Consider the following 13,136-nt stretch of genomic DNA (forward strand, 5'->3'; position numbering starts at 1 on the left):
GGAGCGAGCTTGCTCGCGAACCAGCCTGACGCCGGTGTTGCCGGTCGACCCGTTCGCGAGCAAGCTCGCTCCTACAAAGACCTTCTTCTATCGTCGTGATCCATGCCTGAATTACCCGAAGTCGAAACCACCCGCCGGGGCATCGCGCCCTACCTCGAAGGCCAGCGCGTCAGTCGCGTGATCGTCCGCGAGCGCCGACTGCGCTGGCCGATCCCCGAGGACCTCGACGTGCGCCTCTCCGGGCAGCGCATCCTGCAGGTGGAACGGCGGGCCAAGTACCTGCTGCTCAATGCCGAGGTCGGCACGCTGATCAGCCACCTGGGCATGTCGGGCAGCCTGCGCCTGGTCGAGTGCGGGCTGCCGGCGGCGCGCCATGAGCATGTGGACATCGAGCTGGAGTCGGGCCTGGCGTTGCGCTACACCGATCCCCGGCGCTTCGGTGCGCTGCTGTGGAGCCAGGCGCCGCTGGAGCACGAACTGCTCCGCCACCTCGGCCCGGAGCCGCTGACCGACGCCTTCGAGGGCGAGCGGCTGTACCAGATGTCCCGCGGCCGCAGCATGGCGGTGAAGCCCTTCATCATGGACAACGCGGTGGTGGTCGGCGTGGGCAACATCTACGCCACCGAGGCGTTGTTCGCCGCCGGTATCGACCCGCGCCGCGAGGCCGGTACCATCTCCCGTGCCCGCTACCTGAAGCTGGCGCAGGAGATCAAACGCATCCTGGCGATCGCCATCGAGCGTGGCGGCACCACGCTGCGCGATTTCGTCGGCGGCGACGGCCAGCCGGGATACTTCCAGCAGGAGCTGTTCGTCTACGGACGCGGCGGCGAGTTCTGCAAGGTCTGTGGCTCGACCCTGCGCGAGGTCCGGCTCGGCCAGCGCGCCAGCGTGTACTGTCCGCGCTGCCAACGTTGACACTCGCGCCCCCCGTTAATCTGTCGCTCTAAAATAATCCATAACAACAATGGCCCCTCTCGAGGGGGCCACCAGGTGATTCATGTCCGGTAATTATCTGCCCCGCAATCCGCTGGCCGAGGCGCTCGGCCATGCCATGCTGCGCGTTGCGGGCTGGCGCATCGAGGGCTCGCTGCCCGCCCTCGACAAGTTCGTGGTGATCGGCGCCCACCACACCTCCAACTGGGATTTCATGCTGTTCCTCGCCGCCAAGTTCGTGCTGCGCCTGAACGCGCGGTGGTTCGGCAAGCACACCCTGTTCAGTGGCCCGCTGGGCGGGCTGATGCGTCGCTGGGGCGGCATCCCGATCCAGCGGCACCTCAAGCTCAATACCGTGGACCAGGCGGTGCAGGCCTTCCGCGAAAGCCGCGAGATGATGCTGATCCTCTCGCCGGAGGGCACCCGCAAGAAGGTCGAGCGCTGGAAGATGGGCTTCTACCACATCGCCCGTGGCGCGGGCGTGCCCATCGTGCTGGCCGCGCTGGATTATCCGGGGCGGCGCATCGTCATCGGCGAGCCTTTCTGGCCGACGGGGGACGAGGCGGCCGATCTGCGGCGGATGCTGGATTTCTACCGGCCGTTCGTGCCGAAAAAGCCTGAATATGCATTCTTCGGCGATTGAAGGCTGTCACGCGACAAGTCACGGAGCACTGTTATAGTTAATGGCAGTCTGCCTGCCCAACTACATAAAAAGGACTTCTCTCCATGAACCTGTTTCGCACCACCGCCGTTGTCCTGGCTCTGACCTGCGGGCTGTCGGCGATGCCGGCCGTCGCCGAAGAAGTGGTGGCTTCCAGCACCAGCGGCGACCCGATCTACACCGTCGAGGCTCCGCCCGGCTACGCCATGATGGGCGACCTGATCTTCGCCCGTCCGCTGCTGATCGCCGCCACCGTGGTGGGGGCCGCGGCGTTCGTGGTGACCCTGCCGTTCAGTGCGCTGGGTGGCAACGTCAAGGAAGCGGGCCAGGCGCTGGTGGTCGAGCCGGGCAAGTCCGCCTTCGTTCGCTGCCTGGGCTGCACCAAGAGCGGCTACAAGCAGGACTGAGTCCTGCCCTCGGGGACGGCTGCTTCGGCCGTCCCGTGATAGCGAACGCATCCTCGGCGATGCGTCGATTGCAGCAGGTAACGTATGGATACGACCCGGCTGAAGAAGCACCTGCGTCCCGTGCTTCTGTTGCTGGTTGCCGTTGGTCTTGGCTATAGCTTCTGGTCCAGTGCCGGTCTGCTGCAGTTGGGCGCGGGGCTGGCATTGTTCCTGTTCGGCATGCAGTGCCTGGAAGAGGGCCTGCGCGACCTGGCCGGCAGCCAGCTGGAGCGCTGGCTGGAGAAAAGCACCGCGACCCGTGGCAAGAGCCTGCTGTTCGGCCTGGTCGGCACCTTCCTGCTGCAATCCTCCACCCTGGTTTCCCTGCTCACCATCGCCTTCATCAGCACCGGGCTGATCCAGCTGGCCGGTGGTATCGCCATCCTCTTCGGCGCCAACCTCGGCGCCACCAGCGGCATCTGGTTGCTCGCCCTGGCCGGACAGAACCTCAGCCTGAGCCCGCTGGCCCTGCCGCTGCTGGTATTCGGCGTGCTGATGGGTTTCAACGGCGACAAGAGCAAGGCGGCCGGGCGCATCCTCCTGGGGATCGCTTTCATCTTCCTGGGCATCGACCAGATCAAGGAGGGTTTCCAGAGCTTCGGCGACGCCCTGGACGCCAGCGAGCTGCAGGCCGAGGGCATGCTCGGTTCGCTGCTGTTCGTCACTTTCGGCGTGCTGATCACCGTGGTGCTGCAATCCAGCCACGCCACCCTGATGCTCACCCTGGCGGCACTGGCCGGCGGCCAGCTGGAACTGGGCCAGAGCCTGGCGATTGCCATCGGCTCCAACGTCGGCAGCAGCGTCACCACGGCCTTCGTCGGCTCCCTGGGCGGCAACCGCAGCGGGCAGCGGCTGGCGCTGGCGCACGTGCTGTTCAACGTGGTGACCGGTGTGCTGACCTTCATCCTGCTCTCGCCCCTGACCTGGCTGGTGCACGCGCTGGTGGCGCCGTTCGGGCTGGCGGACAACCCGATGATCCAGTTGGCGCTGTTCCACACGCTGTTCAACGCCATGGGCGTGCTGCTGTTCTGGCCGTTGCAGGGTGCCCTGGCCAAGGCGCTGGTGCGCTGGTTGCCGGAAGTGGAGGAGCCGCCGGTGCTGATCACCGACATGGCGCCCGCCGAGCCGAGCATCGAGCGCACCCACGCGCGCTACCTCAACGAGCGGGCCCTGGACTCCGCCGACGCCTCCGCCAGCGCAGTGCTGCAGGAGCTGCGCCACCTGGGGCGGCTGAGCATCGAGGTGATCTGCCACGCGCTGTACCTGCCGGTGGAAATGCTCAGCCAGCCGCGCGTGGACGAGGGCCAGTTGCAGGCCGCGCCGGACCGCCACGCGCTGTCCGCGGAGGTGCTCTACCAGCGCCATATCAAGGGCGTCTACGGCGACCTGCTGAGCTTCATGGGCCGCCTGGACGTGCCGCTGGACGAGGAGCACCAGCGGCTCTGGCTGTCCTGCCAGGTGGTGGCGCTGCAACTGGTGGACGCGGTAAAGGACGCCAAGCACCTGCAGAAGAACCTCGGCCAGGCCCTGCAGGGCGAACCATCGAGCACTCGCGAGGCCTATGTGGAACTGCGCCGCCACCTGCTCGGCATGTTGCGGGAAGTGCGGGCGATGGGCACGCTGATCGGTGGTGAGCTGCCGGAAGACGCGCTCCTGGCGCGCCTGCAACTGCTCGACGAAAGCGCCGCGGCGTTCGACGCGGCCTTCCGCCAGCGGTTGTTCGCTGCGGTGCGCCAGCAGAAGCTGGACGGTCTGCAGACCAGCTCGCTGATGAACGACCTGGGCTATGCCAGCCGCATCGTCCAGAGCCTGCGCAACGTGCTGCAGCTGGGCACCGAACATGGCCTGTTCGAGCCGCAGGACGACGACGCGCCGGCCCTGATTCTCCCCTGATGTGCTGCCCCTGATCAGCGCAGCGGCATCGCCAGCTCGGTGGCGATGCCGATACCGCGCGGATCGCTGGCCGTCTGCACCGCCCCGGACTTCTTGTTCCACAGCAGCACCTGCTGGTTGCCGTAGGCGCGGCCGACATCCTTCAGCGTGTAGCCACGGCGGCTAAGCTCGGCCATCTCGCTGCCGCTGAAGGCGCGCGGCTCGTGCTCGATCACGTCCGGCAGGTACTGGTGATGGTAGCGTGGGGACGACACCCATTGCCGGATCGGCTTGCCATCCAGGTAATCCAGCATCGCCAGCAGCACCATGCTGGGAATCCGGCTGCCGCCGGGGGTGCCGAAGGCTGCCAGTTCCGTGGGGCTCTCGATGAAGCTCGGGCTCATGCTCGACAGCGGACGCTTGCCTCCCGCCACGGCGTTGGCCTGGCTGCCGGCCAGTTGATAGGCGTTGGCGCCGCTGACGTCGGTGGCGAAGTCATCCATCTCGTCATTGAGCAGCACGCCGGTGCCGGGCACGGTGAAGGCGGCGCCGAACGGCAGGTTGACCGAGAGGGTCGCGGCCACCGCATTGCCGTCCGCGTCCATGACCACGAAGTGGGTGGTGTGGTCGCCCTCGCGCCAGGCCGGCGCCGGGGGCAGCGATGCACTCGGGGTGGCCCGTTGCGGGTCGATGCCGCCGGCCAGGCGCTTGAGGTAGTCGGGAGCGAGCAGCTGTGGCAGCGGATTGGCGACGCGGTCGGGGTCGCCCAGCAGGCCGCGGTCACGGTAGGCGCGGCGCAGCACTTCCACCACATAGTGGGTGCGCTGCACCGGCTCGGCCTTCTGCCACGGCAACTGCTGCAGCATCCCCAGGCTCTGGGCCAGGGCGACACCGCCGGCGGAGGGCGGCGGGGCGCTGATCAGCTCCTTGCCGCCGGCCAGCGGATAGCGCAGCGCCGGGCGCTCCACGGTGCGGTAGCTGGCCAGGTCCTCCAGGCTCCAGACGCCGCCGGCGGCGCGGACGCCCTGTACCAGCTTGTCGGCGGTTTCGCCTTCGTAGAAGCCGATCCGGCCATAACGGGCCAGGCGCTCCAGGGTGCGCGCCAGCTCCGGCTGGCGCACCAGGTCCCATTCTTCGGGCAGGTTGCCGCTGGGGAGGAAGATGCGCGCGGTTTCGCGGTCCTTGCGCATGGCGTCCAGGCGCCAGGACGCGCGATCGATGTAGACGCGGTCGACGGAGACGCCGTCGGTGGCCAGGCGGATCGCCGGCACCAGGTTATTGGCCAGGGTCTTCTTGCCGTAGCGGCTGGTGATGTCCGCCAGCGCCGCGGGCAGGCCGGGGATGCCGGCGGCCAGTGCGCCATTGATCGACAGCTGCGGGTCGACCCTGCCGCTGCGCTCGTACATCCGCGCATGGGCGGCCAGCGGGGCGCGCTCGCGGGCGTCGATGAAGCGGTAGGTCGGCGGGTCGCCGGCCTGGCGCAGCAGGAAGAAGCCGCCGCCGCCCAGGCCCGAGCCATAGGGTTCGGCCACCGCCAGCGCGGCGCTGATGGCCACGGCGGCGTCGAAGGCGTTACCGCCGTCGGCGAGGGTTTCCAGGCCGGCCACGGTGGCGGCCGGATGGGCGCTGGCAACGCCGGCCTGCGCCGGGTGTTCCGCGGCATGCAGGGCGGCGCTGAGCAGCAGCAGGCTGCAGAAGCCGAGCAGGGTGGCGCGGGAGCGGATATTCAACAGGGACATGGCATCTCACGAACCGCCGGTTGCACCGGCTGGAAACCTGATTGGGCGAAGTAGGGAGGATAGACAATCCCGTGGCCCAAGGGTTTGTGAGAGCTCAATGAAAAAATGTCGAAACGCGCGTGATCAGGCCTTGCCGGTGAGCTTCTTGTACTTCTCCATCAACTGCTCCTTGCTCTCGACGTTGTTTTCGTCGAGGGGGATGCAGTCGACCGGGCAGACCTGCTGGCACTGTGGTTCGTCGTAGTGGCCGACGCACTCGGTGCACAGGTTCGGGTCGATCACGTAGATCTCCTCGCCCTGGGAGATCGCGGCATTGGGGCACTCGGGTTCGCAGACGTCGCAGTTGATGCAATCGTCGGTGATTTTCAGGGACATCGAACAACTCCAACCAGGGCGGCGGCCATGGCGATCGGTAGCAACAATGGTGAAATTGTGCCGCATCGGCGCGTTCGTTGCACGCGAAGTGGGATCAGAGGAGGAGCTGCTGCCGCCATCCTTGGCGGCCGCGCGTGTCAGCGCTTGAAGCGCTCGGCCAGGGCGCTGGCGACCGCGGGATGGACGAATTTGGCGATATCGCCGCCCAGCGCCGCGATTTCGCGCACCAGGGTGGAGGAGATGAAGGAGTACTTCTCCGACGGGGTGAGGAACATGCTTTCGAGGTCAGGGGCGAGCTGGCGGTTCATGTTGGCCAGCTGGAATTCGTACTCGAAGTCCGACACCGCGCGCAGGCCGCGCAGCAGGATGTTGGCGTTCTGTTCCTTGGCGAAGTGCGCGAGCAGCGAGGAGAAGCCGACGACTTCGACGTTGGGCAGGTGCGAGGTGACCTGGCGAGCCAGCTCGACCCGTTGCTCCAGCGGGAACAGGGGGTTCTTCTTGGGGCTGGCGGCGACGGCGATGATCACCTGGTCGAACAGTCGCGAGGCGCGTTCGACCAGATCCGCATGGCCTTTGGTGATGGGGTCGAAGGTACCCGGGTACAGCACTCGATTCATCGCGGCGTCCTGGTCGGCTCTTGTTGGCAGGCTGGGCATTAGCGGGGCGGATGGTAACGCAGCATGTCCGTGGGGCCAAGCGACCTTGGTAGTGCTTCCGCGCACGGACTACCTGAGTTTATCGGCGGCGGACCATGCAGTCACGCGCAGGGCCCGTGCCAGAGCCTGCGCGGCCGGCTTCCCGGTCGCTGCCCCCCTTGTAGGAGCGAGCTTGCTCGCGAACCGCCCGGTTCCGATTTCTCCGGGAAACCCTGGTTCGCGAGCAAGGTCGCTCCTACGAAAGGCCGCCGGCATGGGCGGCCGGGGAATCGCTTCAGGCTTTGCCCAGGCGCTTGGCCAGGGCGTCGGCCAGTTGCGCGGTAAGGCCGTACACCGACAGCTGCGGGTTGGCGCCGATGCTGGTGGGGAACAGCGAGCCGTCGTGGATCGACAGGTTCTGTAGCTGGTGGTGACGGCCGAGGCTGTCGCACACCGACTGCTTCGGGTCTTCGCCCATGGCGCAGCCGCCCATCACGTGGGCGCTGCCCAGGCGGGTGCGGTACAGCTCCAGGCTCAGGCCGTCGATCAGCGCGTGGGCTTCCTTGGCGCTCTTCACATAGCCGGCGTCGGCATGCAGCGGCAGCACCGCCTTGGCGCCGGCGGCGAACTGGATGTCGGCCATGGTGTGGAAGGCGCGGCGGATGCCGTCCCAGGTGTAGTCGGTCATCTGGTAGTCGAGCACCGGGGTGTCGTCGCCGCGCAGGCTGACGCTGCCGACCGCGCTATCGGGGTGGAAGCCGTCGCGCATCAGGGCGAGGAGCACGTTGGTGTGTGGCAGCTGCTCCATGCGCAGGGCGTTGTCCTCGCCGAAGCGGCCGAGCAGGGTGGCGGTGAGGGAGGGTTGCAGCGGCGGCACTTCGAGCTTGTAGGACATGCGCCCGGTGGCGCCATCGTCCCACTGGAAGTGGTCGGAGTAGATCGACTGCGGCGCGCCGTAGAAGGGGTTGATCACCTCGTCGAACAGCGCGGCGCTGAAGTTCACCACGTGCAGGAAGGTGCGCTGGCCTACGCGGCCGTTAGGGTCCGGGGCCTTGGAGCGCATGAGGATCGCCGGGGTGTTGATGCCGCCGCCGGAGAGCACGTAGTGGCGCGCCTTGACGGTGATCTTGCGGCCGGTGGGAGCGACGCAGCGCTCGTCCATGGCCAGGCATTCCAGGCCGCTGACCTTGTCACCGTCGATCAGCAGGCGATTGGCGCGGGCGAGATAGAGCAGCTCGCCGCCCTTGTCGAGGGTGGCTGGAATGGTGGTCACCAGCATCGATTGCTTGGCGTTGGTCGGGCAGCCCATCCCGCAGTAGCCCAGGTTCCAGCAGCCACGCACGTTGCGCGGGATGACCTTCCAGTGCAGGCCGAGCTTGTCGCAACCCTTGCGGATCACGTCGTTGTTGGCGTTCGGCGGCAGTGCCCAGGGCGCGACGCCCAGGCGCTGTTCCATCTTCTCGAACCAGGGCGCCATCTCGGCCACGCTGTGGCCCTTGACGCCGTGCTCCTTGGCCCAGTGCTCCAGGGTCGGCTCCGGCGTGCGGAAGCTGGAGGTCCAGTTGACCAGGGTGGTGCCGCCCACGGCGCGGCCCTGGAGGATGGTGATGGCCCCGTCCTTGCTCATCCGGCCGATGCCTTCCTGGTAAAGGGTCGGGTAGGCCTCGGCTTCCTGCATCTTGAAGTCGGAGCTGGTCTTGAGCGGGCCTTCCTCCACCAGCAGCACCTTGTAGCCGGCGGCGCTGAGGGTTTCGGCGGTGGTGCCGCCGCCCGCGCCGGTGCCGACGATCACCACGTCGGCTTCGAGGGTCAGGTCGTTTTCCAGGCGTGAGCCGTCATGGACTTTCCAGCCACCGGCCAGGCCGGCGGCGAACAGATCGGGTACAGGCATCGGGATTCTCTCAGGCGAATTCTTGTTGTTCTGGCCGGGTCAGACCTTCGGCGGGCCGGGGTAGCCGCAGTGCCCCCAGGACTCCGGGCGGCCATACCAGGCCATCAGGACCAGTTGCAGCAGCGAGCTGTGGCCCATCTTCAGCAGCGAGATCGAGCTGTTCTGCCAGCGGTCGAGGAAGTGCTTCACGTCGGCGGCGCTGGCGTTGTCCCAGCTGCCCCAGACGCCGGTCAGCGGGCCACGGGTGATCGGCAGGGCGAGCACGTCGAACAGCTGCACGGTGAGCTTGAGCATCTCCGGAGAGAGACGATTCAGGCCGAAGTCCATGCTTTCCAGGGTGCCCTTGACCGCGTCGGCCATGCGCTCGGCGGGCACGGCGCCGGCCAGCATCACCGGGATCAGGGCGCGCAGGAAGGGCAGGTCGGAGTCGCGCAGGACCTTGTAGCCGTTGGCCGGCACGCTGGCCGAGCAGCCGCTCAGGGTGGCGGTGATGCCGGCGGTGGCGAGGAAGGCGCCACCGAGCAGGCCGACTTTGAGAACGCCGCGCCGGGACAGGCCCGGTGCGCTCAGGGAGGTGTCTGTCATTCTTGTTGGTCACCTGTGATGGAGGTACCTGTGATGGACGGTACCGGTGTGTAGCGCCGCCGGGGTTGCCGGCGGCCGGAAAGCTCAGCGGATGAACAGCTTGTACACCAGCTTCTGCAGCGACTTGCCATAGGGCGGGTAGATCACCCGGGCGGCATTGAAGCGCGGCTTGCTGAACACGCCCTTGGCCTTGGAGAAGGTCAGGAAGCCTTCATGGCCGTGGTAGTGCCCCATGCCCGAGGGGCCGACGCCGCCGAACGGCATATCGTCCTGGGCCACGTGCAGCAGGGTGTCGTTCAGGCACACGCCGCCCGAATGGGTCTGCGCCAGCACGTGATCCTGCTCGCGCTTGTCGTAGCCGAAGTAGTACAGCGCCAGCGGGCGGTCGCGCTCGTTGATGTAGCGCAGCGCCTCATCCAGGCTCTGGTAGGGGATCACCGGCAGCAGCGGGCCGAAGATTTCCTCCTGCATCACCTTCATCTCGTCGTTCACGTTCAGCAGCAGCGCCTGCGGCAGACGGCGTCCCTGGGCCTGCGGGAACAGCGGGATGACCGTGGCGCCGCGTGCCTTGGCATCGGCCAGGTAGCCGTTCAGGCGCGACAGCTGGCGCTCGTTGATGATTGCGGTGTAGTCCGGGTTGTTCTCCAGTTTCGGGAAGAAGCCCTGCACCACCTGGCGGTAGCTGTCGACGAACTCGTCGACGCGGTTGTGCGGCACCAGCACGTAGTCAGGCGCCACGCAGGTCTGCCCGGCGTTGAGCGACTTGCCGAAGGCGATGCGCTCGGCGGCGTCCTTCATCGGCACGCTGGTGGAGACGATGGCCGGCGACTTGCCGCCCAGTTCCAGGGTCACCGGGGTAAGGTTCTCGGCGGCGGCGCGCATCACGTGCTTGCCGATGCTGGTGGCGCCGGTGAACAGCAGGTGGTCGAACGGCAGCTTGGAGAAGGCCACGCCCACTTCCACCTCGCCTTCGACGACCGCCACCATGTCCTCGGGGAAGATCTTCGCCAGCAGCGTCTTGAGCATGCGGGCGGTGGCGGGGGTGGATTCGCTCATCTTGATCATCACCCGGTTGCCGGCGGCCAGGGCGCCGGTCAGCGGACCGATGGCGAGGAACAGCGGGTAGTTCCACGGCACGATCACCCCCACCACGCCCAGCGGCTGGTAGACGACCTTGGCCGTGGCCGGCTGGAACTGCATGCCCACGCTGCGGCGGGACGGCTTCATCCATTTCTTCACGCGTTTGGCCGCGTAGTGCACGCCGTGCAGGCTGGGCAACACCTCGGCGAGCAGGGTTTCGTCGGCCGAGCGGTTGCTGAAGTCGCTGTTGATCGCGTCGATGATCGCCTGCTGCTCGGTAACCAGCAGGTTGGCGAGGCTCTTCAGCCAGGCGATGCGCTGGCCGGCGTCGGGCATCGGGTTGGCACGGTAGGCCTGACGCTGGCGTTCGAGGAGGGATTCCAGCTGGCTGATCTGCTGCTGGCTCTGCTGCAGGTAGGCGATGTCGGCGACCATGACGGGGCTCCTTGGCGGAAGCGACTGGGGGAAGCGTCCGGTGGGTAGGCGCTTCCTGTTGTTGTACTGTCGCTGGATTTTTAGAGCAATTACTCTAGAGTGTCAATCAGCATGCCGTGCCCGTGTCGCCAGGCCCAGCCAACGAAAAGCTGGAATGCGCCTGCCCAGGTGTTACGCGGTAGCAATCGGTGTACCTTTGCCCCCGCAATCCGTCTTCACGAGTTCCGCGAATGGCCCCACGCATCAAGACCCGCGAACGCATCGCCCAGGCCAGCCTGGAGCTGTTCAACGCCCAGGGCGAACGCAGCGTCACCACCAACCACATCGCCGCGCACCTGGGCATTTCGCCAGGAAACCTGTACTACCACTACCGCAACAAGCAGGCGATCATCGCCGAGCTGTTCGCCGAGTACGAAGGCTATGTGGACCAGTTCCTGCGCGTGCCGGACGACCGTGCGCTGACGGTGGAAGACAAGATCTACTACCTCGAATCGCTGCTGGAGGCGATGTGGCGCTACCGCTTCCTGCACCGGGACCTCGAGCACCTGCTCGACGCCGATCCGGAACTGGCCGCCAACTACCGCAGCTTCGCCCGTCGCGCGCTGGTCAACGCCAAGGCCATCTATCGGGGCTTCGTCGACGCCGGCATCCTGCTGATGGATGACACCCAGCTCGAAGCCCTGACCCTCAACGCCTGGATCATCCTCACCTCCTGGGTGCGCTTCCTCTGCACCACCCGCGAGGTAACCGGCGACCTCAGCGAAGCCCAGCTGCGCCGGGGGCTGTACCAGGTGTTGGCGCTGGAAAGCGGACACATCGCCGCGGATGCGCGCGAGGCGGTGGCGGCGGTATTCGATCGGTTGTACGTGCCGCTGGAGGGTTGATTTTCCGAGGGATTCGAGCGGCGCGGATGCTTTCGCGTGACTGGTTCTCCCTCACCCCAGCCCTCTCCCGGAGGGAGAGGGCTGGGGGCTCTCGTCGTGCGCTATCCCTCTCAAGCATCCACCTTGCGCGGCCCCGGCACCCTTGGCCGGCGCAGGGCGATGCCGTGGCGCAGGAAAAACTCCTCCACGCCCTCGGTGGCGTCCGTATAGAGCGTGCGCTGCGGATGATCGGCGAGAAACCGCGCCATCAGCAGGCGCCCCACGCCGCGCGACTGAAAGCCCGGCAGCACGGCGATTTCCGCCAGCCAGGTGGTCTGCGCCGTTTCGCTCTCGGCCCGCAGCAGGCCGATGACCTGCTCGCCGTCCTGGACCAGCAGGGTGTAGCTGGAGAATTCGTAGAGCTCGCGTATTTCCTGGGTCGTGCCGGGCGAGCCCCAGCCCACCGCGCGGTAGAGCGCGGCGATCCCGGCGCACTGCGCATCGCTTAGTGCCGGGTTGTGCAGAATCGTCAGCGCTGTGTCGGTCATGGCATCACTCCTGTCCGGCCTTCCCCTCCTGGGTACACCTCCAGTCTGCCCCATCGCGGCCCCGGCTGGCTGATCCAGGGCAGTCAGGCGCCGTGCCGCTGCTGCAGCCACTGCGGGATGCGGCGTTCCAGATAGTAGTCCGGCCGCCCTGGCGAGCCGCCGATGAAGCCGACATGGCCGCCATGGGCCAGCAGCTCCAGCTCGGTGGAGGCCGAGAGCTCGCTGGTCTGCGGAATGCTCTGGGCGTGGATGAAGGGATCGTCGCTGGACTGGATGACCAGGGTCGGCACGCGGATGCCGCCCAGGTAGTAGCGGCTGGACGCCCGTCGATAGTAGTCGTGGACGTCGGCGAAACCGTGCAGCGGTGCGGTCACTCGGTCGTCGAAGTCCCAGAAGGTGCGCATGCCGTCCAGCGGGCCGAGACGCTCCAGCGCGGCGAGCTTCTCCGCATGACCGCTGGCGGCGAAGGCCTGGCGCTTGGTCTGCACGTAGGCCACCAGCTCGCGCATGAAGTGCGCCTGGTAGACCCTGGAAAAACCAATGCCGATGCGGTCGGCGCACTGATCCAGGCGGAACGGCACCGACACCGCCACCGCGCCCCTCAGTGGGCAACTGTCCGAGGATTCGCCCAGGTACTTGAGCAGCACATTGCCGCCCAGCGAGTAGCCCACGGCATACAGCGGCGCCATGGGTCGTCTGGCGCGGACGTGGGCGATCACCGAGGCGAGGTCTTCGCTGACGCCGGAGTGGTAGCCGCGCGGCAGCAGGTTCGACTCCCCCGAACAGCCGCGCCAGTTCAACGCCACGCTGGCCCAGCCCTGTGCCGCCAGTTGCTGCTGCAGGCCGAGGATGTAGTGCGAGGACGAGGAGCCGGTCAGCCCGTGCAGCGCCAGCACCAGCGGCGTACCGGCCTCATGCGGGCCGTGCCAGTCCAGGTCGATGAAGTCGCCATCCTCCAGCCACAGCCGTTCACGGGTGCGGGCAAGGCTCGGCAACTGGCGCAGAAGGGAGCCGTAGAGCGTCTGCAGGTGCGGGCCGGGGAGCCACCAGGCGGGTTTGAAGGGGGAGTTCAT

At 67.1% G+C, this 13,136-nt stretch carries 13 protein-coding genes; 5 read left to right on the forward strand and 8 right to left on the reverse strand.

Annotated features, from left to right (window positions below):
- Nucleotides 1-102: 102 nt before the first annotated feature.
- From mutM to ACAW63_RS06700, 4 genes are all read left to right on the forward strand, one after another.
- Nucleotides 103-915, forward strand: a complete 813-nt coding sequence (gene mutM / locus ACAW63_RS06685; protein WP_371232562.1) for a bifunctional DNA-formamidopyrimidine glycosylase/DNA-(apurinic or apyrimidinic site) lyase — start codon at nt 103-105, stop codon at nt 913-915.
- 82 nt (nt 916-997) lie between these two features.
- Nucleotides 998-1,576 carry a lysophospholipid acyltransferase family protein gene (locus tag ACAW63_RS06690; protein WP_371232564.1) on the forward strand — a complete coding sequence of 193 codons (579 nt, stop codon included), beginning with the start codon at nt 998-1,000 and terminating at the stop codon, nt 1,574-1,576.
- A gap of 83 nt (nt 1,577-1,659) precedes the next feature.
- Nucleotides 1,660-2,001 carry a multidrug transporter gene (locus ACAW63_RS06695; protein ID WP_275609762.1) on the forward strand — a complete coding sequence of 114 codons (342 nt, stop codon included), beginning with the start codon at nt 1,660-1,662 and terminating at the stop codon, nt 1,999-2,001.
- Nucleotides 2,002-2,085: 84 nt separating this feature from the next.
- Entirely contained in the window at nt 2,086-3,933 is a 1,848-nt protein-coding gene (locus ACAW63_RS06700) for a Na/Pi cotransporter family protein (RefSeq protein ID WP_371232566.1), read from the forward strand.
- Nucleotides 3,934-3,947: 14 nt separating this feature from the next.
- On the opposite strand, the gene ACAW63_RS06705 is transcribed toward ACAW63_RS06700, so the two are convergent.
- The 6 genes from ACAW63_RS06705 to ACAW63_RS06730 all read right to left on the reverse strand — a co-directional run bounded on the left by ACAW63_RS06705 (nt 3,948) and on the right by ACAW63_RS06730 (nt 10,652).
- Nucleotides 3,948-5,651, reverse strand: coding sequence for a gamma-glutamyltransferase family protein (locus ACAW63_RS06705; RefSeq protein ID WP_371232567.1), 1,704 nt, complete (start codon nt 5,649-5,651; stop codon nt 3,948-3,950).
- A 123-nt stretch (nt 5,652-5,774) separates the two neighbouring features.
- Nucleotides 5,775-6,026 carry a YfhL family 4Fe-4S dicluster ferredoxin gene (locus tag ACAW63_RS06710; RefSeq protein ID WP_207885708.1) on the reverse strand — a complete coding sequence of 84 codons (252 nt, stop codon included), beginning with the start codon at nt 6,024-6,026 and terminating at the stop codon, nt 5,775-5,777.
- A gap of 137 nt (nt 6,027-6,163) precedes the next feature.
- The gene (gene coaD / locus ACAW63_RS06715; RefSeq protein ID WP_207885703.1) at nt 6,164-6,643 is read right to left on the reverse strand and encodes a pantetheine-phosphate adenylyltransferase; all 480 of its coding nucleotides are present in this window, start codon (nt 6,641-6,643) and stop codon (nt 6,164-6,166) included.
- Nucleotides 6,644-6,956: 313 nt separating this feature from the next.
- Nucleotides 6,957-8,552, reverse strand: a complete 1,596-nt coding sequence (locus tag ACAW63_RS06720) for a GMC family oxidoreductase N-terminal domain-containing protein (protein ID WP_371232569.1) — start codon at nt 8,550-8,552, stop codon at nt 6,957-6,959.
- 39 nt (nt 8,553-8,591) lie between these two features.
- Nucleotides 8,592-9,137 (reverse strand): twin-arginine translocation pathway signal protein, encoded by a 546-nt coding sequence (locus ACAW63_RS06725; protein WP_371232570.1) that lies wholly within the window; start codon nt 9,135-9,137, stop codon nt 8,592-8,594.
- An 84-nt stretch (nt 9,138-9,221) separates the two neighbouring features.
- A complete protein-coding gene (locus ACAW63_RS06730; protein WP_371232572.1) occupies nt 9,222-10,652 on the reverse strand; it encodes a coniferyl aldehyde dehydrogenase in 1,431 nt (476 codons plus the stop codon).
- Between the two features lie 230 nt (nt 10,653-10,882).
- On the opposite strand from ACAW63_RS06730, the gene ACAW63_RS06735 reads away from it, so the two are divergent.
- On the forward strand, nt 10,883-11,536 hold the full coding sequence (locus tag ACAW63_RS06735; protein ID WP_371232573.1) for a TetR/AcrR family transcriptional regulator: 654 nt from the start codon (nt 10,883-10,885) through the stop codon (nt 11,534-11,536).
- Nucleotides 11,537-11,646: 110 nt separating this feature from the next.
- Here ACAW63_RS06735 and ACAW63_RS06740 read toward each other — a convergent pair whose 3' ends face one another.
- Nucleotides 11,647-12,063 carry a GNAT family N-acetyltransferase gene (locus ACAW63_RS06740; RefSeq protein ID WP_371232575.1) on the reverse strand — a complete coding sequence of 139 codons (417 nt, stop codon included), beginning with the start codon at nt 12,061-12,063 and terminating at the stop codon, nt 11,647-11,649.
- A gap of 83 nt (nt 12,064-12,146) precedes the next feature.
- The gene (locus tag ACAW63_RS06745; RefSeq protein WP_371232577.1) at nt 12,147-13,136 is read right to left on the reverse strand and encodes a hydrolase; all 990 of its coding nucleotides are present in this window, start codon (nt 13,134-13,136) and stop codon (nt 12,147-12,149) included.

The organism is Pseudomonas sp. QE6 (assembly GCF_041379005.1).
In the GTDB taxonomy this organism is placed as follows: Bacteria; Pseudomonadota; Gammaproteobacteria; order Pseudomonadales; family Pseudomonadaceae; genus Pseudomonas.